At 56.3% G+C, this 21,723-nt stretch carries 22 protein-coding genes; 16 read left to right on the forward strand and 6 right to left on the reverse strand.

Going from position 1 to position 21,723, the window contains the following annotated elements; all coding sequences use genetic code 11:
• Nucleotides 1–9 precede the first annotated feature (9 nt).
• From F6Y09_RS20100 to ung, 4 genes are all read left to right on the forward strand, one after another.
• The gene (locus tag F6Y09_RS20100; protein WP_179959356.1) at nt 10–159 is read left to right on the forward strand and encodes a hypothetical protein; all 150 of its coding nucleotides are present in this window, start codon (nt 10–12) and stop codon (nt 157–159) included.
• Nucleotides 85–1,180 (forward strand): peptide chain release factor 2 gene (prfB, locus tag F6Y09_RS06695; protein WP_152206520.1). Its coding sequence is split into 2 segments (ribosomal slippage): nt 85–156 and nt 158–1,180, totalling 1,095 coding nucleotides; the frame shifts between segments, so codons are not numbered across the junction. Before F6Y09_RS20100 ends, prfB begins: the two co-directional genes overlap by 75 nt.
• 38 nt (nt 1,181–1,218) lie before the next feature.
• Nucleotides 1,219–2,730: a lysine--tRNA ligase gene (gene lysS / locus F6Y09_RS06700; RefSeq protein WP_152206161.1), complete on the forward strand. Its 1,512-nt coding sequence runs from the start codon at nt 1,219–1,221 to the stop codon at nt 2,728–2,730.
• A gap of 4 nt (nt 2,731–2,734) precedes the next feature.
• Nucleotides 2,735–3,469, forward strand: a complete 735-nt coding sequence (gene ung, locus F6Y09_RS06705; protein ID WP_152206162.1) for a uracil-DNA glycosylase — start codon at nt 2,735–2,737, stop codon at nt 3,467–3,469.
• Between the two features lie 52 nt (nt 3,470–3,521).
• Here ung and F6Y09_RS06710 read toward each other — a convergent pair whose 3' ends face one another.
• The 5 genes from F6Y09_RS06710 to nadB all read right to left on the reverse strand — a co-directional run bounded on the left by F6Y09_RS06710 (nt 3,522) and on the right by nadB (nt 7,864).
• Nucleotides 3,522–4,355 carry an HDOD domain-containing protein gene (locus tag F6Y09_RS06710; RefSeq protein WP_152206163.1) on the reverse strand — a complete coding sequence of 278 codons (834 nt, stop codon included), beginning with the start codon at nt 4,353–4,355 and terminating at the stop codon, nt 3,522–3,524.
• 81 nt (nt 4,356–4,436) lie between these two features.
• Nucleotides 4,437–5,432: a CAF17-like 4Fe-4S cluster assembly/insertion protein YgfZ gene (gene ygfZ, locus F6Y09_RS06715; RefSeq protein WP_152206164.1), complete on the reverse strand. Its 996-nt coding sequence runs from the start codon at nt 5,430–5,432 to the stop codon at nt 4,437–4,439.
• Between the two features lie 50 nt (nt 5,433–5,482).
• Nucleotides 5,483–5,971 carry a hypothetical protein gene (locus F6Y09_RS06720; protein ID WP_152206165.1) on the reverse strand — a complete coding sequence of 163 codons (489 nt, stop codon included), beginning with the start codon at nt 5,969–5,971 and terminating at the stop codon, nt 5,483–5,485.
• Complete coding sequence (locus F6Y09_RS06725) at nt 5,955–6,209, reverse strand: FAD assembly factor SdhE (RefSeq protein WP_152206166.1); 255 nt, start codon at nt 6,207–6,209, stop codon at nt 5,955–5,957. The genes F6Y09_RS06720 and F6Y09_RS06725 overlap by 17 nt, the downstream gene beginning before the upstream one ends.
• Nucleotides 6,210–6,259: 50 nt before the next feature.
• Nucleotides 6,260–7,864, reverse strand: a complete 1,605-nt coding sequence (nadB, locus tag F6Y09_RS06730) for an L-aspartate oxidase (RefSeq protein ID WP_179959360.1) — start codon at nt 7,862–7,864, stop codon at nt 6,260–6,262.
• A gap of 198 nt (nt 7,865–8,062) precedes the next feature.
• Here nadB and rpoE point away from each other — a divergent pair, with 198 nt between their 5' ends.
• The 12 genes from rpoE to pdxJ all read left to right on the forward strand — a co-directional run bounded on the left by rpoE (nt 8,063) and on the right by pdxJ (nt 18,704).
• Complete coding sequence (gene rpoE, locus F6Y09_RS06735; protein WP_152206521.1) at nt 8,063–8,674, forward strand: RNA polymerase sigma factor RpoE; 612 nt, start codon at nt 8,063–8,065, stop codon at nt 8,672–8,674.
• A gap of 51 nt (nt 8,675–8,725) precedes the next feature.
• Nucleotides 8,726–9,289, forward strand: coding sequence for a sigma-E factor negative regulatory protein (locus F6Y09_RS06740; RefSeq protein ID WP_152206168.1), 564 nt, complete (start codon nt 8,726–8,728; stop codon nt 9,287–9,289).
• Nucleotides 9,290–9,304: 15 nt separating this feature from the next.
• Nucleotides 9,305–10,318, forward strand: a complete 1,014-nt coding sequence (locus tag F6Y09_RS06745) for a MucB/RseB C-terminal domain-containing protein (protein ID WP_179959361.1) — start codon at nt 9,305–9,307, stop codon at nt 10,316–10,318.
• Nucleotides 10,315–10,749, forward strand: a complete 435-nt coding sequence (locus F6Y09_RS06750) for a SoxR reducing system RseC family protein (RefSeq protein WP_152206169.1) — start codon at nt 10,315–10,317, stop codon at nt 10,747–10,749. The genes F6Y09_RS06745 and F6Y09_RS06750 overlap by 4 nt, the downstream gene beginning before the upstream one ends.
• 131 nt (nt 10,750–10,880) lie before the next feature.
• A complete protein-coding gene (locus F6Y09_RS06755) occupies nt 10,881–12,287 on the forward strand; it encodes a DegQ family serine endoprotease (protein WP_152206523.1) in 1,407 nt (468 codons plus the stop codon).
• A 322-nt stretch (nt 12,288–12,609) separates the two neighbouring features.
• Nucleotides 12,610–14,415, forward strand: coding sequence for a translation elongation factor 4 (gene lepA, locus F6Y09_RS06765; protein WP_152206170.1), 1,806 nt, complete (start codon nt 12,610–12,612; stop codon nt 14,413–14,415).
• Between the two features lie 9 nt (nt 14,416–14,424).
• Nucleotides 14,425–15,225: a signal peptidase I gene (lepB, locus tag F6Y09_RS06770; protein ID WP_152206171.1), complete on the forward strand. Its 801-nt coding sequence runs from the start codon at nt 14,425–14,427 to the stop codon at nt 15,223–15,225.
• A gap of 17 nt (nt 15,226–15,242) precedes the next feature.
• Nucleotides 15,243–15,632: a DUF4845 domain-containing protein gene (locus F6Y09_RS06775; protein WP_152206172.1), complete on the forward strand. Its 390-nt coding sequence runs from the start codon at nt 15,243–15,245 to the stop codon at nt 15,630–15,632.
• Complete coding sequence (rnc, locus tag F6Y09_RS06780; protein WP_152206173.1) at nt 15,629–16,318, forward strand: ribonuclease III; 690 nt, start codon at nt 15,629–15,631, stop codon at nt 16,316–16,318. The genes F6Y09_RS06775 and rnc overlap by 4 nt, the downstream gene beginning before the upstream one ends.
• Nucleotides 16,318–17,235: a GTPase Era gene (gene era, locus F6Y09_RS06785; RefSeq protein ID WP_152206174.1), complete on the forward strand. Its 918-nt coding sequence runs from the start codon at nt 16,318–16,320 to the stop codon at nt 17,233–17,235. The genes rnc and era overlap by 1 nt, the downstream gene beginning before the upstream one ends.
• Nucleotides 17,236–17,242: 7 nt before the next feature.
• Nucleotides 17,243–17,971, forward strand: coding sequence for a DNA repair protein RecO (recO, locus tag F6Y09_RS06790; protein WP_152206175.1), 729 nt, complete (start codon nt 17,243–17,245; stop codon nt 17,969–17,971).
• Nucleotides 17,961–18,704: a pyridoxine 5'-phosphate synthase gene (gene pdxJ, locus F6Y09_RS06795; RefSeq protein ID WP_152206176.1), complete on the forward strand. Its 744-nt coding sequence runs from the start codon at nt 17,961–17,963 to the stop codon at nt 18,702–18,704. The genes recO and pdxJ overlap by 11 nt, the downstream gene beginning before the upstream one ends.
• A 6-nt stretch (nt 18,705–18,710) precedes the next feature.
• On the opposite strand, the gene F6Y09_RS06800 is transcribed toward pdxJ, so the two are convergent.
• Nucleotides 18,711–21,590 (reverse strand): response regulator, encoded by a 2,880-nt coding sequence (locus tag F6Y09_RS06800; RefSeq protein ID WP_152206177.1) that lies wholly within the window; start codon nt 21,588–21,590, stop codon nt 18,711–18,713.
• Between the last annotated feature and the right edge of the window lie 133 nt (nt 21,591–21,723).

Genomic DNA, 21,723 nt, shown 5'->3' on the forward strand with positions numbered 1-21,723 from the left:
TCCGGTAAAATGCCCCGTTCGATTCGATTGCGGGACGCCGAGCGCGTTGCGCGCCATTATTTCGAGAAGGTGAGAAACGGTTTCATGGAAATTAACCCGATTGTATTGACGATAAAAGATCTTCGCGAGCGCACCGACGCGCTTAGGGGGTATCTTTGACTACGATCAGCGCAGCGAACGGCTGGTTGAAGTAGAGCGCGAGCTCGAGGACCCCAAAGTCTGGGAAGATCCGGAGCGGGCGCAGAAACTGGGTAAGGAGCGGGCGGATCTGGAACTGATCGTCAACACCATCGATAATCTGACTTCAGGGCTGGACGATGCCGATGGTCTGTTGGAAATAGCCGCTGAGGAAGAGGATCAGGGCACCGCTGATGAAATCGTCGCGGACCTTGAAAGTCTGGATAAACAGCTCGAAAAACTTGAGTTTCGCCGGATGTTTTCCGGTGAAATGGATGCCAACAATGCCTACGTTGATATCCAGGCGGGTTCAGGTGGCACCGAAGCCCAGGACTGGGCCAACATGTTGTTGCGCATGTACCTGCGGTGGGGGGAGCGCCGTGGCTTCAAGTCGGAAATTGTTGAGCTCCAGGATGGTGACGTGGCCGGCATAAAAAGTGCAACTATCCACTTCCAGGGCGACTACGCGTATGGGTGGCTTCGGACCGAAACCGGCGTGCACCGTCTGGTTCGAAAGTCGCCTTTTGACTCCGGCAATCGCCGGCATACCTCGTTTTCGTCGGTGTTCGTGGCCCCGGAAGTGGATGACAGCTTCGAGATCGAAATCAATCCTGCTGACTTGCGGGTGGATGTTTACCGGGCGTCCGGTGCCGGCGGTCAGCATGTTAACCGCACAGAGTCGGCGGTACGACTGACCCACAATCCCTCCGGGATCGTGGTGGCTTGCCAGGCGGGACGGAGCCAGCACGCCAACAAGGATCAGGCCATGAAGCAGCTCAAGGCCAAGCTGTTTGAAATGGAAATGCAAAAGCGCAATGCGGAAAAGCAGCTGCTTGAAGATTCCAAATCAGACATTGGCTGGGGTAGCCAGATTCGCTCCTACGTTCTGGATGACAGTCGCATCAAGGATCTCCGTACCAAGGTTGAGACCAGCAATACCCAGGCGGTACTTGATGGTGACATCGACAAGTTTATTGAAGCCAGCCTGAAAATGGCACTTTAAGCCAACACATTACTGATTTTATTCGCCAGCGAGAAACCATGACCGACCAAACCTCGAACGCCGTTCCGCACGATGAAAACAAGCTGATCGCCGAGCGCCGCACCAAACTGGCGGAGTTGCGGGATCAGGGCAATCCGTTTCCGAATGATTTCCGCCGTGACAGCACCGCAGAAAGCCTCAAAGCGGCCTATGGCGACAAGTCCAAGGAAGAGCTCGAATCGCTTGGTATCATAGTCGCCATTGCCGGTCGCCTGATGCTCGACCGGAAAGCGTTCAAGGTGGTTCAGGACATGTCTGGCCGTATGCAGATATATGCCACCAAGGACGTTCAGAGGGACACCAAACATTGGGATCTTGGTGATATTGTCGGTGTGCGCGGTGTCCTGTGCAAGTCTGGCAAAGGCGATTTGTACGTGGCGATGGATGAGTATGTGTTGCTCACCAAGTCCCTGCGGCCATTACCCGAGAAACACAAAGGGCTGACCGACACCGAGACCCGATATCGCCAGCGCTATGTCGACCTGATGGTGAATGAAGACACCCGTCAGGTCTTCCATGCCCGCTCCAAGATCATCAGCTGTATCCGTAATTTCTTCATCCAGCGTGATTTCATGGAGGTGGAAACCCCCATGTTGCAGGTGATTCCGGGCGGGGCTGCAGCGCGACCGTTTGTGACGCATCACAATGCCCTGAATATTGATATGTATCTGCGGATTGCGCCGGAGTTGTACCTCAAGCGTCTGGTGGTAGGCGGTTTTGAGCGGGTATTCGAGATTAACCGGAATTTCCGTAATGAAGGTCTTTCTACCCGGCATAATCCTGAGTTCACCATGCTGGAATTCTATCAGGCCTATGCCGACTTCAATGACCTGATGGACCTCACCGAAGCCATGCTGCGGGAGACGGCCCAGAGTGTTCTGGGCACTACTGTTGTGGTTAACACCCGGCCGCTGAAAGACGGTGAAATCGAGACCATCGAATACGATTTCGGCACTCCCTTTGCCCGCATCACGGTGGTTGACTCGATTTTGAAATTTAATCCTGACATCAGCGCCGAGCAGATTAATGACGAGTCTGGCGCCCGGGCCATCGCCAGGGATCTGGGGATCACCGTCAAGGCTGGCTGGGGCCTGGGGAAAGTTCAGGTCGAGATTTTCGAGAAAACCGTCGAGCATCGCCTGATGCAGCCGACGTTTATTACCGAGTATCCAACCGAAGTTTCTCCCCTGGCCCGCAAGAAGGACAGCAACCCGTTTGTGACCGAGCGTTTCGAGTTTTTTGTGGGCGGTCGTGAAATTGCCAATGGCTTCTCCGAGCTGAACGACGCCGAAGATCAGGCCGAGCGCTTCCAGGAACAGGTTGCCGAGAAAGAAGCGGGCGACGACGAGGCAATGTTCTACGATGAAGATTACCTCACAGCGCTGGAGTACGGGTTACCTCCCACTGCGGGTGAGGGCATCGGCATCGACCGGCTGGCGATGTTGCTGACGGATTCGCCTTCTATCCGGGATGTGATCCTGTTCCCGGCTATGCGCCCGGACCATCGCTGAGACCATGAAGCCGGTCGATGTGCTCTCCCGTCAACTCAAGCCCGACCGGGGCTGGGCTGAGCGTCTGGAAGATACGTTTCGCCAGCCTTATATGGCAGCGCTGGCGGAGTTTCTGACGGCCGAAGAGCAGGCGGGCAAGGTACTTTATCCTGCCCGTCAGCATCGTTTTAACGCCCTTGACAGCACGCCTCTGAATAAGGTCTCTGTGGTTATTCTGGGTCAGGACCCCTACCATGGCCCTGGCCAGGCCCATGGCCTGTGTTTCAGCGTGCGGCCGGAAGTGGCACCGCCTCCGTCGTTGGTCAATATGTTCAAGGAGCTGGAAACGGATGTGGGCTTTAGAACCCCGGACCATGGCTGTCTGCAGCCCTGGGCGGAACAGGGCGTGTTGTTGCTCAACAGTGTGTTAACGGTGGCCCAGGGGCAGGCCGGAGCCCATCAGGGTAAAGGCTGGGAAAGGTTTACCGATCGCGTTATCGACATCGTTAATCGTGAACGGGAAGGGGTGGTCTTTATTCTGTGGGGCAACTATGCCCGCAAGAAAGGCAAAGCCATTGACCGCCAGCGCCACCACGTTCTTGAAGGACCCCACCCGTCGCCTCTGAGCGCCTACCGCGGATTTTTCGGCTGTCGGCACTTCTCCCAGACCAACCAATGGCTGCAACAGCAAGGCCGACCTCCCGTAAATTGGCAGCTGCCTTCAAAGCAGACCTTGCTCGAACAATACAAAGCCTCCTGATACCCGCATCGATTCGCGACTGAAGTCGCTCCTATAATGGCAACGGGTGGGGTTATTGTAATAACGCCATGGCGGCTGCCATTTGAGCGTTCAGGTCTTCTTCTTCGTTCAGGTCTTTTTCCGGATCCATGCCGAGTCGGTCGAATGCTGAAATGGTGGTCCAGTCCATTTCTGTCAAGGGGTGATCGGAGCCCGCGATCAATTGCAGGTTTGCCACCATGACCAGGTCAGCATAATCGGCGGATGGGACTTCCCGCTGGAATTTTGCGTATTCAAGGGGAACCTGCTGCAGTTCAGGCGGGAAATCCCACTTTTTCAGGATTTCGTAGCCGAGAACCGGATGAATTTCATCGATGACATTGTCCAGCATAATGCTGCTGATCTGGATGTCCTGATCTTCCACGTAACGCAAAACCGGTAGGATGCCGATCAGGTGAACCAGCCCGGCCAGGGTCGCCTGATCCGGTTTGAGTTTGGTGTAATGCTGGGCCAGCACGTGGCAAATACCCGCCACTTCGGTACTGGTCTGCCAGGTTGCCCGAAGGCGCTTGTCGATCATCTCGGAGGTGGCCTGGAACATTTGCTCCATCGCCAGACCCATCGCCAGGTTGCTGGTGTAAGCCATGCCGAGACGACTGACCGCCATGTTGAGATTTTCTATGGCCCTCGAGCCCCGGAACAGCGGACTGTTACAGACGCGAATAAGCCGGGCAGAAAGTGCGGTGTCAGTGCTGATGACCTTTACCAGATCAAGGATGGACGATTCGTCTGACTCTGCAATTTCCCGAACCTGCAAGGCGGCTTCCGGCAGGGTTGGTAACACCAGTTTGTCGTTTTCAATAGCGGTTAGCAGGTCATTCTTGATGGTTTCAACGATCGTTGACATAAGTAGTCTTAATCCGTGGGCAGTGTGTGAGCCTTTTGTCAGTGGCAGTTATAGCAAATTATCCTGCGTCTGCCTGTCAACTTATGTATCTCTCGACGGTGTTTTTTGCCGCTCAACTACCGTGTATGGGAGGTTTTCGAGGGTAACGGCAACAGGCGGGCTGGAGTCCAGCACCAGAGCTTTATCCGCTGCGTCGTGACGCAAGACGGCCAGAAATTCAGCAGAGCCGTCGTCCATCAAACTGACGTTGACCAGGTGGCCCATGGGTTGATCGTCAGCGAGAATCGCCTGCCCGGGTTCGGGCTGGCTTTGCAGGTCTGCTGCCCGGAGTCGGAATAGACTTTTCTTCAGTTGCCCGAGAAAATGCATCCGGGCGATCACTTCCTGCCCGGTGTAGCAGCCTTTCTTGAAATGAATGCCGTCAACATGCTGCCAGTTCAACATTTGCGGTATGTAGGCGTCCTGGGTTTGCGGCGTCAGACTGGCCACCCCCGCGGCGATTTCGGTAGCGTGCCAGTCTGCCTCTGATGCCTGATGCGATGAGTTCAGTGCGCTGTCCAGATCGGAGCCAAGTGGCCCCAGACGCCAAAATTCAAAGCGTGGTGTGCCCTCAGCGGTGTCCTGGGTTCTGATCAGTCGATGGTTGTCCAGTATGCGGGTAGCGCCGGGCTCATCAAGCGGAAACTCCGGGTCAGGGCCAAAAGGGTGTTGCCCGATGAGCCCGATCACTTCGGCATCATCCACGATCGCCATGGTGGTTCCCCGGAACAGCATCAGGTATTTCTTCAGGTGGGCGATGGTGGCCTCAGACAGACTTCGGGGTAACGCCAGCAGAAAGTCCTCGTTGTGGCGTACCAGCCGGGTAAGCACATAGGCACGACCCTTTGGATTGCATGCTGCAGCCCGGGGTGAGTGTGAGTCTGTAACCTCGTCCAGGCTCTGACTGAACTGCCCGTTGAGAAATTGCCGGGCAGACGGCCCGGTTACCCGGACGACCAGAAGATTTCCCAGCACTGCGTGGGCGGGCAGTGGAAGGGAGCGGCTTGCGCGGGGTGTTGGGCTGGTGGCTTCCGGCATGGAGCACTCCAAAGGGTGTATCGAAATGAAAGGTCACCAATCGGTGATTGTTATCTGTCGTTTTGCTTGTTGGGGCCAGTGTAGACCGGGCCTGATAGTCTAAGCCACACTCGGAGTTGTCTGAAAGCCTCAGGCTCGCTGTTACGGGGCGCCCCGGATCTCGGTGACAGCGCGATGATAACCACCATCGGTGGTTTTAATGTGGAGTCGTGAAGAGCCAGTTTCAAGAGCGCCAGGTTTCCGAAAAGGCGGCTTTCCGTGCTGGCGTTGGCCTGGAATTGACGGCCATTGCGTAGTCGGACGAACAATCGGTCGTCGTCAATGCTGAGCTGGATCACCGACCCGGCGGACGCCAGTAAGCCACTGGCGCGGAATTGCCAAATGGCACCGGCCACTCCGACCGGGCAGAACCACATCAGCAAGGGCATACCTGCCAGGCCAATCACCAGTGCCGAACCGGCCAGTACCAGCCAGGGTGTCGAGACGATAAAGCCCGCACTCAGCGAAGGGTAGAGCCGGACATCAATCCGGCTGGACACGTTTCACGATCATGTTGACGATAGACTGCAGCTCCGGATCGTCCGGTTGCCCCCGTTGCATGAACCACTGCCAGATATCAGCGTCTTCACAGGCCAGCAATTTTTCATAGTTGAGCTGATCTGCTCTTGGCAAATCCCGATACACCTCTTCCAGAAACGGAATCAGCAATACATCGAGTTCAAGCATGCCGCGCCGGCTATGCCAGTAAAGGCGGTTGAATTCTGTGTTGTCAGCCATCAGCAGTCTCGTTTTGGATGCGGGTAAAGGTTTCGGCAGCGGGGCGGGGCTCAGGGCGCCTTGCTCCGGAAGGTGGTCGGGATCAATACGGTGTCTTTCACCTCATGGAGCAGACCGGGGTAGTCCAGGGTGTAGTGGAGCCCGCGGCTCTCCTTGCGCTGCAACGCCGAACAGATGATGAGGTCAGCAATGGTCACCAGGTTGCGAAGCTCAAGCAGGTCATTGGACACCCTGTAATTACTGTAAAACTCGCTAATTTCCCGAGAAAGAAGGTCGACCCGGTTTTTCGCTCGCTGCAGGCGTTTGGTGGTCCTCACAATGCCCACATAGTCCCACATGAAATGTCGGAGCTCATCCCAGTTATGGGAAATGACGACGTCTTCATCGGAATCCCGTACCTGGGACTCATCCCAGTCAGGTGCCTCCGGTGGGGGCGGCACGTCAGCCTCACAGCGTGCAATATCTGCCGCTGCAGCGCGACCATAGACCAGACATTCCAGCAATGAGTTGCTCGCCATTCTGTTGGCGCCATGCAGGCCGGTAAAAGCAACCTCGCCAACCGCGTATAGTTGATTGACGTCGGTCCTGGAGCGATGGTCCGTCATGATGCCGCCACATGTATAGTGAGCGGCAGGTACTACGGGGATCGGATCCCTGGTGATGTCGATACCGAATTCCAGGCACTTTTCGTAGATGGTCGGAAAGTGATGTCGAATAAAGTCCGCCGGTTTGTGGCTTATATCCAGATACAGGTAGTCTGCGCCGAGGCGCTTCATTTCATGGTCAATGGCTCGCGCCACAATGTCCCGGGGCGCCAGTTCTCCCCGGGGATCAAACCGGTCCATAAAACGAGAACCATCCGGTAATCGTAAATATCCGCCTTCCCCGCGCACAGCCTCGGTAATCAAAAAGGATTTTGCGTGAGGATGATACAGGCACGTCGGGTGAAACTGGTTGAACTCCATGTTGGCAGCGCGACAGCCTGCACGCCAGGCGATAGCAATGCCGTCACCGGAGGCACCGTCGGGATTGCTGGTATAGCGATACGCTTTGCTGGCACCCCCGGTCGCAATAACCACAAACCTGGCACGGAACAGCTCCACATGATTGTCTTCAAGGTTCAGGACATACGCCCCCACGCAACGGTTACCGGGCATGCCAAGCTTGCGATGGGTGATCACGTCTATGGCAACCCTGGACTCCATCAGTTCGATATTGGGGCGGCCGGCTGCCTGTTGACTGAGGGTGCTGGATACTGCGTAACCGGTGGCATCGGCGGCATGGATAATACGGCGGTGGCTGTGGCCACCCTCGCGGGTGAGGTGGAACTGCGCATTGTCGTCCTTGGTGAAATCAACACCGCTGGCGACCAGCCAGTCGATACTTTCTTTCCCATGCTCGACCGTAAAGCGCACGGCATCTTCGTGACAGAGCCCTGCTCCGGCTGCCAGCGTGTCTGAAATGTGATCCTCTATCGAATCTTCATTGTCCAGTACAGCGGCAATACCGCCTTGGGCCCAGAGCGTGGCTCCGCTGGTAATCTTGCCTTTGCTCAAAACGGCAACGCGCAGGTGAGCCGGTAAATTCAGCGCAACCGTGAGTCCGGCAGCTCCGCTACCGATGATTAGCACGTCGTGTTCGTGTGATTGTGGCATCAAGTCGTTATCGCGGGCCATAATGTGGGCTTGTATTGAACTAAACTTTTCGTCTGCTGTCTATTTGCCCGAATGGATGCGCCAACTTTACGCTGGCGCGGGAGACCATAAGGGAGCCGCTCGGACAGCCGTATGAATCTACCCAAAAGGCAGACGCCCGGCCGTGTGGCCGCAGACCCAAGGACCGGTAACAGATCCATGGCTCCGGAATCAGACCCCCATCCTGTGGTCACCGCAGAAAGTCAGACCGATCTTCAGCTTGTGAGAAAGGTTAAACGCGGTGACAGGTCAGCGTTCGACCTGCTGGTGATCAGATACCAGTCGCGGGTGGCGGCTATTATTAGCAGGTATGTGTACGATAACCAGGATGTGATGGACCTGACACAGGAGTCATTCGTCAAGGCATATCGGGCTCTGGAGCGGTTTCGCGGCGACAGTGCATTTTATACCTGGCTTTACAGAATCGCTGTGAATACCGCAAAGAACTTTCTTGAAGCCCGGTCGCGACGGCCCAAGGGCAGTGCTGATTCAGCCGAGGCTGAGAATTTCGAAGACGGACGTAAGCTCCGTGATAACGCGAGCCCCGAGCGTCTGCTGCAACGGGATCAGTTGCAAGAGGCGCTCCAGGAAGCGATTGCCCAGTTGCCCGAAGAGTTGAGGTCTGCGTTTTTACTGCGCGAGTATGACGGCCTGAGCTATGACGATATTGCTCGCATCCTTGAATGCCCGATTGGCACCGTACGGTCACGAATTTTCCGGGCCCGGGATGCTGTCGACCGGCAGCTTGGCCCTCTACTGGACGACCTGTGATGACGCTGAGAGGCAATGTTGTAAACGTTGTGGAAGAAGAGGTTTAAAGCGATGGACGACAGCCTGAAAGAAACCTTGTCGGCGATGATGGATGATCAGGCAGATGAACTTGCCGTTCGCCGCCTGCTATCAAAGGCCGAGCACCATGAGCTCCGCGGCCAGTGGCGCCGCTGGCAGCAAGTGCATGATCTGATGCGAGATGACCCGGTTGTACCAGAACCCGTGGATGTGAGTGCCGGAGTCAGGGCCTCGCTGTTTGGAGAGTCTGCTGACAGGCCTTCCAGGCCCACAGTTCACCATCGAATGGGGAAAGCAGTATCGTGGCGTTGGTCGGCTGCGGCGATGGTAATGGTCTCGCTCGCGGTTGGATTCGGTATGGGGTCTGAGTGGGAATCTGAGGGTATTGGGGTGGTTGCGTCCGGCCCACCGGCTGCGCTGGAAGGCCCCCCAGCCGAGGGAGATGTACCCGAAATTGCCCTGCAGGGTCTGGATGATAAGCAATGGGAACATTTGAGTCGCTATCTGCTGGAGCACGCGCAGCATAACAGTGTTGGCGCTGGTCGTGGCTCCATCGGTTACGCCCGCCTGGCCAGTGTGTCAGGTGCCGTACGTTAATGACGTCGAGGTAACATGAGCGCCATTGTGAATCCCGGAAACTGGTGTCATTTGATTGCTGCTATCTGGTTGCTGTCTGCGATGGTCATGCCGTCGCAGGTCGCCGCCGAGCAGCCTGATAGCGCCGAAGGGTGGCTGATGAAGCTGGGTCCGGCGCTGAATATGACCAGCTACCGGGGGGTTTTTGTGTACGATCGGGGTGATCGGATCAGCACCATGCAGGTGGCACATCGTTATCACAATGGTCAGGTTGAAGAGCGCCTGGTGCAGCAGGATGGTGAAAACGGTGAAATTGTCCGTAAAGGCATGAAAGTGTTCTGTGTGCTGCCTGATCATGGACGCATCCAGCTTGATCAGATCATTCCCTCCGGGCCTTTTGCCGAAGCGTTCTCGAACCAGTTGGTTCCGATCAGTCGCTGGTATCTGCCAGAAACCCTTGAAGATGACCGGGTTGCCGGCTACCCGGTGGTGGTGGTTGCCCTGAATGCAAGAGATCAGCACCGGTACAGCTATCGTCTCTGGCTGGAAAAGAAGACGGGTCTGCTGGTCAAAAGCCATGTGCGGTCCGACGATGAAGTGCTTGAACGCTTTCACTTTACCAGTCTTGAGATAACCGATGAGCTGCATGACAGCGAATTTGAAATCCAGCTTAAGGGACCAGAAGTCAAGTATGAGCTGCAGTCCGCCGCAGTGGGTAAGACCAAACAACGAATGGACGGCTGGCGTCTGAAGTGGCGTCCCGAGGGCTTCGTGCCCGCAGCTGCTCCCGGGGCTGGTCAGGGCAGGGCGATTGCGTTTTCGGATGGCCTGGCTTCATTCTCGGTATTTGTCGAAGCGGCGGTATCGGTCAACATGCCCACTGGCGCCTCCCGGATTGGCGCAACCACCGCGTATATGCGAAAGGTGGCGGTTGGCGACCGGAGCTTTCTGGTTACTGTAGTAGGGGAGATTCCTCCGTCAACTGCTATGCGGGTGGCAGAGTCTGTCGATATTGAAGATGCTTTTGTGGTGAGGAGGGAGCAGCCGTGATTCTTGAGCGCGGTCGGGTCGTCGCAGAGAAGGGGCACCAGGTCTGGGTTCAGACCATTCGGCAAAGCGCCTGCGAAAGTTGCAGCGCCAGGCAGGGTTGTGGTCAAAGGGCACTGGCCAGCGTGACGTCTGGCCGGGCGAACCAGATTCTGGTTGATAATCATCTGAATGCACAAGTCGGTGATGAGGTAACGGTAGCCATCGCCGAGTCCGCACTGTTGCAAGCGTCGCTTTGGGTTTACGCGGTGCCGTTGTCAGCATTGTTGGCAGGCGCAATATTGGGGCACCGGTTGGCGCCCGGTTCTGACGGCCTTGCCATACTGCTCGCCAGTCTTGGGTTAGGCCTTGGGTTTTTGTTGGTTAACCGCCACCAGCGATGTGCGGGCCCGAATTTTCGGCCGCAGCTGCAATGTATTGAAAATTCATTTTGAGTCTATACGTTCTATTAAGTGTCAAACGTTGTAAGTGGCAAAAGAGAGCATAACTTGTGTAGCCGATCCTGAAGGAGTTCCGAATGCAAATTGACAATGGTGATCGCGCCGGAAGATTGATGAAAAACAGCATGGGCGCTTTTTGCCTGATGCTCGTGATGGTCCTGGGTCTTGTTGTTCAGACGGCCTCTGCCCGAAGCCTCCCCGATTTTACCGATCTGGTAAAAGAAAACTCTGCTGCGGTTGTAAACATCAGTACAACTCAGGCACGGCCTCAAAACACCGGTAATATGCCGTTCAGCGAACGCCAACTCGAGCAGTTGCCCGAATTCTTCCAGGATTTTTTCCGGGGACCCCAGTCACCTTACGGCCAGGGTAACCCGCGGGGGCAGGCGCCGATTACGTCCATGGGGTCAGGATTTATCGTCTCCAAGGATGGCTATGTTCTGACCAATAATCACGTGGTTGAAGGTGCCGACGAGATCATCGTTCGCCTCAGTGATCGCCGGGAACTGCCGGCAACACTGGTCGGTACCGATGCTCGGTCAGATCTGGCAGTGCTCAAGATAAACGACGGAGAAGACTTGCCAGTGGTTCGTATCGGCCAATCGAAGGACCTTGAGCCCGGTGAGTGGGTGTTGGCCATCGGTTCGCCGTTCGGCTTTGATTACACCGTCACTGCAGGCATTGTCAGCGCGGTCGGCCGGGCGCTGCCAACGGAAAACTACGTACCGTTCATCCAGACCGATGTTGCCATCAACCCCGGGAACTCGGGTGGTCCGCTGTTCAATCTCGACGGCGAGGTAGTCGGCATCAATTCCCAGATTTACACCCGTTCCGGCGGTTTTATGGGGGTTTCGTTCGCAATTCCGGTGGATGAAGCCATGAATGTCTTTCAGCAGATTCGTGATAAAGGCTCGGTGGCTCGCGGATGGCTCGGTGTTCTGATTCAGGAAGTGAACCGTGATCTTGCCGAATCCTTTGGATTGAAACGCCCGCGTGGTGCCCTGGTTGCTGAAGTGATGGTGGATTCCCCCGCCGAACAGGCAGGCCTTCGCGCAGGTGATATTGTGCTGGAGTACGAAGGTGAGTCGGTAGAACTGTCCTCGGACCTACCGCCAATGGTGGGTCGTACGCCGGTTGGCGAGTCCGCAAGCCTTGAAGTTTTGCGGGAGGGTCGTCGCATCGATCTGGATGTGGTAATTGGAAAATTGCCGGAAGACAATGACATGGCAGGTACGACTCCGCAAAGTTCCGGGCCATCTGAAGGTCCGCTTGGAATGATCGTGGAGCCATTGCCCGACGAACTGAAGTCATCGCTGGGTATTGACAGTGGCGTGCTGGTGACGAATGTGTCGAGGGGCCCTGCGCTGGATGCCGGTGTGCGTCCCGACGACGTGATCACCGAGCTGGATCGCCGTAAGATTACCTCGGTCGAAGAATTCCGGGCAGCGGTGGCCGACTTACCCGAAGGTAAGGCGGTTTCCATGCGTATTGTCCGGCAGGGGCGGGCGACTTACCTGGTGATGAAGCCTTGATATGCGGGTGATGGCCCCGCTCACTGTCTGCACCGAAGGGGGGGTGGGAACACCGCAACAACTGAGCTTCCTGAAGGCTGCGGGCTGTGTTCAATGCTGGGGCAATCTGGTCAGTTGCCCCTTGGAGTCCATTGGAGCCCATTGGATGAAGGTGCTTTGATCGGGTTTCTGGTGCAGCATCATGAGCGGGCACTGATATCGTGAGCATGGCAATAGCGGCCCACAACCGGTAAAATCCCAGCCCTGATTCCATACCCCTGACGGGCTGGCCAGCCGGTCCGTCAGGAACGCATTTTTTGTCTTACACGAGCACCCATTGTCTGTGACCGAACTGAGCCGTATCCGCAATTTTTCCATCATCGCCCACATTGATCATGGCAAATCCACACTGGCTGACCGGTTTATCCAGATGTGTGGTGGCCTGAGTGACCGTGAAATGGCCGAGCAGGTTCTGGACTCCATGGATCTGGAACGGGAGCGCGGCATCACCATCAAAGCTCAGTGCGTCACACTGCTGTATACCTCCAAGGTGGACGGTCTCGAGTACAAACTCAATCTGATTGATACGCCGGGGCACGTAGACTTCTCCTATGAGGTCTCCCGTTCACTCTACGCTTGTGAGGGTGCCTTGCTGGTTGTTGATGCGGGGCAGGGCGTCGAAGCACAATCAGTCGCCAATTGCTACACAGCTATTGAGCAGGGGCTCGAAGTAGTGCCGGTCCTGAACAAGATGGATCTGCCTCAGGCCGAGCCTGAGCGGGTGGCGCAGGAAATCGAGGACATCATCGGTATCGCGGCGTCTGACGCGGTCCGCTGCAGTGCCAAAAGCGGCATGGGTGTGGAAGATGTGCTGGAAGATCTGATTCGCCGTGTTCCGCCTCCGACCGGGGATGTTGATGGTCCTTTGCAAGCCCTGATTATTGACTCCTGGTTCGATAATTACCTGGGCGTGGTGTCGCTGGTGAGAATCAAACAGGGCCGGTTGCGCAAAGGTGACAAGATTGTCATCAAATCTACCGGGCGCACATGGACCGCCGAAAAAGTCGGTATATTCTCACCCAAACCCACCGAGACCGGGACATTGGGTACCGGAGACGTGGGTTTCGTGGTGACAGGGATCAAGGACATTCACGGTGCGCCCGTCGGTGATACGATTGTTCACAACAAGTTTGCGAACACCACCAGCGCGCTGCCGGGTTTCAAGAAAGTCAAGCCCCAGGTGTATGCCGGTCTGTTTCCGATTTCTTCGGATGATTACAACAGTTTCCGGGATGCGCTCGAAAAGCTGACGCTGAACGATGCTTCTTTGTTTTTTGAGCCGGAAAACTCGGATGCCCTGGGCTTCGGCTTTCGCTGTGGCTTCCTCGGGATGCTCCACATGGAAATCGTCCAGGAGCGGCTGGAACGGGAATACGATATCGATCTGATCACCACCGCGCCGACTGTTATCTATGAGGTGGTGACCAAGCAGGGGGAGACGGTTACCGTTTCCAACCCGTCCCAACTGCCGGATATTGGTTCAGTCGAAGAAATGCACGAGCCCATTGTTGAGGCCAACATTCTGGTGCCCCAGGAACATCTCGGCGCGGTTATCGCGTTATGCGAAGAAAAACGCGGCATCCAGCAGAGCATGGTGTTCCTGTCGAGTCAGGTTCAGCTCACGTACGAGTTGCCGATGGCAGAAGTGGTGATGGATTTCTTCGACCGTATTAAATCCGCCAGCCGGGGTTTTGCATCGCTTGATTATCATTTCAAGCGCTTTCAGCTTGCCAACCTGGTGCGTCTGGACGTACTGATTAACGGCGAACGAGTCGACGCTCTGGCGCTGATCCTGCATCGTGACCAGGCCCATTACCGGGGCCGGGCACTGGTGGAGAAGATGAAAGAGCTGATTCCCCGACAGATGTTCGATATTGCCATTCAGGCCGCCATCGGTAATCAGGTAGTCTCACGGGTGACCGTCAAGGCATTGCGCAAGAATGTCACCGCCAAGTGCTACGGTGGTGACGTAAGCCGGAAGAAGAAACTGCTGCAGAAGCAGAAAGAAGGTAAAAAACGCATGAAGCAGCTGGGTAATGTCGAGGTGCCTCAGGAAGCGTTCCTTGCCGTACTGAAAATGGAAAACTAGGACGTTTCGATGGATATTGATTTCCCGCTGATACTGGTCGTACTGACTCTTGCCACCGGCCTGATCTGGCTGGCGGACAAGCTGTTCCTGAGAGCCCGACGCGAAGCCCGGACGACCACTGACGGCACCGCCGTTGCGTCCGGCCCCGATGGGGTCGGGGCGGCATCCAAAGAGCCGTACCTGGTTGACTTGAGCCGCTCGTTCTTTCCAGTGCTTGCAATTGTGCTGCTGCTGCGCTCATTTCTGGTGGAGCCTTTCCAGATTCCGTCCGGCTCAATGTTACCGACCCTGGAAGTCGGGGACTTCATACTGGTCAACAAGTTTGCCTATGGGCTGCGGTTGCCGGTGGCCGGAAACAAGGTGATCGCAATAGACGACCCCGAACGCGGCGATGTGATGGTGTTCAAGTTCCCCGAAGACGGCAAGACCAACTACATCAAACGGGTCATCGGTCTGCCCGGAGATCACATCCGTTACCGTGACAAAACCTTGTTCATTAATGGTGAGCAAGTACCGACCGAGTTTGTGGCTTCCTTGCCGCCGGTGGAGTTACGACGTGAATATCTTACCGATACCAGCCATGAAATTTTTCTGACGATGGGTCGTCGCAATGGTGCCGGTGAGGGCGAGTGGGTGATTCCGGACAATCAATATTTCGTAATGGGCGATAATCGCGATAACAGCAATGACAGCCGCTTCTGGGGCATGGTGCCCGACGAACTGGTGGTCGGAAAGGCCTTTGCGATCTGGATGCACTGGAAGTCGCTGACCAGCCTGCCAAGCTTTGATCGTGTTGGCTATATTGAATAATAAGGGTGTATAAATAGATGAAAAATACAAACCGGTTATCCGTTCGCTCCCAGAGCGGCGCCTCGACCCTTGGCATTCTGATCGTAGTGCTGTTTTTTGGCAGCTTGCTGACGCTGGGCATCAAGCTGGGCCCCATCTACCTTGATGATTACACCATTCAGGAAGCACTTGAGGGTCTGGACGGTACCAAGGGGCTTTCAAAAATGACGGTGGGGGAAGTGCGCAGTCTTATCAGCAAACGCTTGAGCGTGAATAATGTGCGTGGTTTCGATGCCAAAGCCATTACCGTTAAAGCCGACGGCGATCAGGTTGAGATTGATGTGGACTATGAAGTCAGAACCGGCCTTGTCAGTAATGTGGATGCGGTAGTTCACTTCAAGCACAGTTATGCGATGACCGGCCAGTGAGTTCTTCCCCGGACCTGGATCAGCTACAGCGGCGTATCGGGTACCAGTTCAATGACCCGGCGCGCCTGCTATTGGCGCTGACCCATCGCAGTTATGGTAACGATAACAACGAACGTCTTGAGTTTCTCGGCGACTCCATTGTTAATATGGTGATCGCAGAGTCACTTTTTCTCACCTTCGAAAATGCCCGGGAAGGCCAGCTCAGTCGGCTGCGTGCAAGAATGGTCAAGGGTGTGACACTGGCGGAAATTGGCCGGGAGTTCGAATTGGGCCAGTACCTGCGCTTGGGTTCAGGGGAGCTTAAAAGTGGCGGTTACCGGCGGGAATCAATTCTCGCGGACGCTGTCGAATCCATAATTGGTGCAATCTACCTTGACAGTGATTTTGAAACCTGTCGAACCCAGGTGCTTCGCTGGTTTGAGCAGCGGCTTCAGAAGCTGAGCATTCAGGATACCCAAAAAGATCCTAAAACCCGCTTGCAGGAGTATTTGCAGTCGCGCCAGTTTCCGTTACCCCAGTATGATGTTATATCCGTTGACGGGGAGGCTCATGCCCAGACATTTCACGTGTCCTGCGCACTGCCGTCCCTGGATCGTAAAACGGCCGGTGTCGGCAGTAGTCGACGTATCGCAGAACAGCAAGCGGCTCGTAATGCATTGAAAGCATTGGGCGTGGAGAATGAGTAATGAATGACATCACCCGTCCGGAAAATCCCGATAGTCGATGTGGCTTTGTGGCCATTGTGGGGCGGCCCAACGTCGGCAAGTCGACCCTGTTGAACCATATTCTCGGACAGAAGCTCAGTATCACATCGCGCAAGCCCCAGACTACCCGACACCAGGTACTGGGCATCAAGACCCAGGGTCCGGTGCAGGCTATTTATGTGGACACCCCGGGCATGCACGAAGAAGAGCCCCGGGCTATTAACCGTTACATGAACCGTGCTGCTACCTCCGCATTGGTTGATGTCGATGTGGTGGTGTTTGTGGTAGAGCAGACCAACTGGACCACCGCTGATGAAATGGTGCTGCAAAAACTCGAGAGTCTGAAGTGCCCGGTCATTCTGGCGCTCAACAAGGTGGACAAGGTTGAGAACCGCGACAGCCTGTTACCGCACCTGAGCATGGTTGCCAAGAAGCGTAATTTCTCCGATGTCATTCCTCTGTCAGCCCTTCGAGGCACCAATCTGAAGCCATTGGAAGAGGCGGTTGGCCGGTATCTCCCCGAGAGTGTGCACTTCTATCCCGATGATCAGATTACAGATAAAAGTGAACGCTTCATGGCATCCGAGATGGTGCGTGAGAAGATTACCCGCCAGTTGGGTGCCGAGCTGCCGTATTCGGTCGCGGTGGAGATTGAAGAGTTCCGGCGGGATGCCAAGACACTGCATATTTCGGCGCTGATTCTGGTGGAGCGGGAAGGCCAGAAGAAAATCGTGATAGGGGACAAGGGCGACCGCCTGCGCAGGATCGGGCAGGAATCCCGGCTCGATATGGAGCGATTGTTCGATAGCAAGGTCATGCTGCGGCTTTGGGTCAAGGTCAAGCGGGGCTGGGCGGACAGTGACCGGGCGCTCAAGAGCCTCGGAATGAACGACTTCTGAGGTGAGCATGTCGGGTTCAGTGAGTCAGGAACCCGCCTACGTGTTGCACCGACGTCCCTACCGGGAGACCAGCCTGCTGGTTGATGTCTTTGCCCTCAGTGCCGGACGCATGACGCTGGTGGCCCGGGGTGGCAACTCGGCTAAAAGCCCTCTCAAGGCTCAATTGCAGCCCTTCCAGCCTCTGCTTGTGGATTGGCTGGGCCGCAGTGACCTGAAAACCCTGACCCACACGGAGGTTCGTCACGGCCCCCGCCTGGTCCGCACCGGGGCGCTGTATAGCGGCCTCTACATCAATGAATTGCTGCAGCGGATACTGCCCCCGGGTGATCCCTGCCCCGATCTGTTTGGTGCCTACATAGAAACCTTGCGCGCGCTGTCGGAAACGGACGATATCGAGCCAGTACTCCGGCGTTTTGAGCGTGGGCTGGCCGACGCCATGGGCTTCGGTTTCCAATGGGGGCGGGCCACGGACACCGGGCTGGCCGTAGAGCCCGGCCGGCACTACGGCTATGATCCGGAACAGGGCATCGTGTCATCGGTTTCGCCGGACATCCGCCTGCACAATCTGGCGGGCGAGGTGTTGTTGGGGCTTGAAGCCGGTGATCTCGAGCGCCTGGCCTGCCGGCGCCTGGCGAAGCGTGTGATGCGCGTGCTGGTCGACCACCTTCTGCAGGGCCGGCCCCTTCATAGCCGCAACCTTTTCAGTCATGGCCGAGGAGAATCCCATGAATCCTAGAGTATTACTTGGTGTCAACGTCGACCATGTGGCGACCCTGCGGCAGGCCCGGGGTACCCGATATCCGGACCCGGTCCAGGCTGCGCTTGTAGCGGAGGAGGCGGGAGCGGACGGCATTACCATTCACCCGAGAGAAGACCGGCGCCACATCCAGGAGCGGGATGTGTTGTTGCTCAAGGAGATGCTGAATACCAAAATGAACCTGGAAATGGCGGTGACTGATGCAATGTTGGCATTCGCCGAGCAGGTGCGGCCAGAGTGCGTTTGCCTGGTACCCGAGAAACGGGAAGAGTTGACTACCGAGGGTGGGCTGGACGTCGAAGGCCAGGAGGCCCGTATCGCAAAAGCCTGCGAACGGCTGGCCCGCCTGGGCGCCGAGGTGTCATTGTTTATTGATCCGGCCCCGGCGCAGATTGATGCGGCCGTGCGCTGTGGTGCCCCGGTAGTCGAGCTCCATACCGGTGAGTATGCGGAGGCAGACAGCCCGGAGGCGGTGGAAGCTGCCTTCAAGACCATCGCTGATGCCGTCGCCTACGCCCGTAAAAAGGGGCTTATTGTCAATGCCGGTCATGGTCTGAACTATCACAATACCGAACGGGTTGCGGCTATCCCTGGCATTAACGAACTGAATATTGGCCACGCTATCATTGCGCGCGCGGTATTCACCGGGTTGAAAGACGCGGTGCGGGACATGCGGATGATAATTGACAGCGCTCGGGCGCCCTCAGCCTGAGAAGGCTCACGGCGACCGCTTTGTCCGTTTTGGGTCAGAGTGGCCGCGAAACAGATGTTGCCAGTCTGTCTGTTCACTCCAGATGTCCAGCCGCTCAATGGCGGCCAGGACGTCGTTTTTTGCCTCTTCAAGATTTGCAGTTGAGCGTTTCAGGGCAGTTTCCAGGGTGCCCGCGGCACTCCGTAGCTCCGGCACGCCACAGTAGCGTGCAGCACCGTGCAGTTTGTGGATGCATTCCAGCAAGCCTTCCAGATTTTGCGCGGCCCAGAATCGCTGTATTGCCTTCACATCGCTCGGGAGCTGCACCAGCAACATACTGAACAGCTCTTCCGCCAGATCGGTTTTGCCGGCAGCCAGGCGAATACTTTCTTCTACATCCACGCAGGCTTTCTGCTTTTGGCGCGTGGAGGGGCGCAGGCTGCGCCGGGTATCCCGAACCTCCGGAATAAACGGCCCCTGGGCGTTGGTGTTGCTGCAGTTAAAACCGGTGTAGTCGCGAATGGTATCCATCAGCTGCCGGCTGCTGATGGGCTTGGAGAGGTAGCCGTCGAACCCCTGCTGCATCAAGCGCTCCTGTTCTTCAGCCAGGGCGTGGGCGGTGAGGGCAATGACCGGCGTTTTGTGCAGCTTGTCATCCAGGTTTCGCAGCCGTTCGGTGGTTTCAATACCGTCCATGCCCGGCATCTGCAGATCCATAAAGACCAGGTCAAACACCTGTTGTCGTGCCTTGCTCAGGGCTTCGAAGCCGCTGGTGGCACCTTCGGCGGTAATGTTGCAATCGTTCAGAAGGGTCAGTACGAGCTTCAGATTTGCTTCATTATCATCCACCGCGAGCACGCGAGGTGACACCAATGCCCGGCCACCGGTAACGTGTTCGACGGGTGGCAACATCTGATCATGGGGGTGGATACCATGCACCAGCATCAGCAGCTCATCGTAAAGCGGCTCCCGGCAGACGGGTTTGGTGATATGGCCACTGGCAAGACCTGACAGGCCGTTATCGTGGGTCTCCAGTGTTGGCGTCATCAGTAGCGAGCGGCAATCTCTCTCGACTTCAAGGGTTCTCAGCAGCTCCCCATACTGGCTTGAGTTAAGCAGGTGACGGGTAATGCCCACAATCGCGACGGCGTAACCGGCTTGCTGCTGCTGGGCAATTTCGACTTTTTCCAGCAGGTCGGCGGGGCTGGAAGCACGATCAACACCCACTCCCCAATCCCGCAGCATATGCTCAACCGACAGACCGGTGGTTTTCTGCGTCTCCAGGTACACAATACGCTCACCCTTGAGGGCATCCCGGGCAGTGGCCCCGTCGCTGGCCGTGGAGAGTTCCGTATTCAGCGTAAACCAGAAAGTGGAGCCTTTTCCGAGCTCGCTTTCGAGGCCGATTTTGCCACCCATTTCCTCGACCAGCCGCTTTGATATCACTAACCCCAGCCCGGTGCCACCGTATTGACGGGCGGTTGAAGCGTCAGCCTGGCTGAAAGCGTTGAACAGTGACTGCTGTTGTGCCCGGGAAAGCCCGACACCGGAATCGGTAATGCTCAGGCGTAGGGTGACTCGTCGGGTCTCGGGATTCTCTTCCTCCAGGCTGGCCCGCAACACCACCTCACCGGTCTGGGTGAATTTGATGGCGTTGTTGACCAGGTTGGTTATGACCTGTTTGACTCTTAGTGGGTCTCCCACCACGTTGTCAGGCACATCGTTGTAAACCAGCGGGACCAGATCGAGATTTTTGCTATGGGCCGCTGGCGCCAGCATGACCATCACATCTTCAACAATGTCCCGGAGCTGGAAAGGCACGCGGTCAAGAATCAGCTTGCCAGCCTCGATTTTCGAGAAGTCGAGGATGTCATTGATGATGGTCAGGAGGATCTCGGAGGATTTCCGGATAGTGTTCAGATGGTCCCGCTGTTGCTTGGGCAGCGGACTTTTCAGCAGTAATTCGGTAAAGCCGATAATACCGTTCAGCGGTGTCCGGATTTCATGGGACATATTGGCGAGAAATTCAGATTTGATGCGGCTGGCTTCAAGTGCTTCCTTGCGGGCCAGGTCCAGCTCGATATTCTGGATCTCGATGGTCTCCAGGGTTTCCCGCAAGTCTTCCGTGGCCTGGTCAACGTTCTGCTGCATCTCGGCCTGGGCTTTGCTGAGCTCTTCAGCCATGGCGTTCAGACCGGACTCCAGCTGCTCGAATTCGGGGCCTGCCCGGGTGTAGACCCGGGTGTCCAGCTTGCCTTCCTTGAGTCGGGCGACGGCGTTATTGAGCTCAAACACCGGGTCGGTAAATGAGCGGCTCATTCGCAGTGCTATCAGAACGTTGATGCCTACCCCGGCAATAATCAGCAGCAAGCTGATCAGCAGGGCTTTGTAGGTTTCCTTATCCGTTCGCAGGTGGGACATTTCAACTGCCACCCAGCCGATGGGTTTCACAGCGCTGGGCGCGGTGCGGCGGGCTTCCATCTCCAGCATGCTCTCCAGCATCAGATCTTGCAGGTAAACCGGGGTCAGGAACAGGGTGCTGTCGTTACCTGGCAGGCGAAAGGTGTTCGGGGAGTTCAGCAGGTCTGCTTCCACCGGGTTTTCCAGCTTGGGACCGGTGTGGAGAAGCGGTTTTCGATTGGCATCAAAAAATGTCAGTGACCGGACATCTTTTTCTTCCAGTAGTGCGTTGGAAAGGCTGTTGAGAAGGCTTCGATTGGCAGTGAACATGCCATACTCAGCGCCGGCAGCAAGTTGCCGGGATAGCGAATCGCCCCGGTCGTGAAGCAGTTGCTCGATATTGCTGACCCAGCTGTAGGTAAAAAAGACACCCAGCAGTAATGTGGTCAGCAGGGTGGGTACCAGAGTCACCACCTGTACTTTCTTGCGAATGCCCCAACGACGCATGGCGTGGTTCCTGATTTCGCCCGACCTGCTTAATCCGTACCGGTCAGGTATCGTCCCTGTCAGAATGGTAAAATCCGGACCGTGCCTCTGCTCCGGTTCGGTTATAGCCCGCAGTCATTTTTATAGCGGTAAG

Source organism: Marinobacter changyiensis, from assembly GCF_009193265.1.
GTDB classification, from domain to species: Bacteria; Pseudomonadota; Gammaproteobacteria; order Pseudomonadales; family Oleiphilaceae; genus Marinobacter; species Marinobacter changyiensis.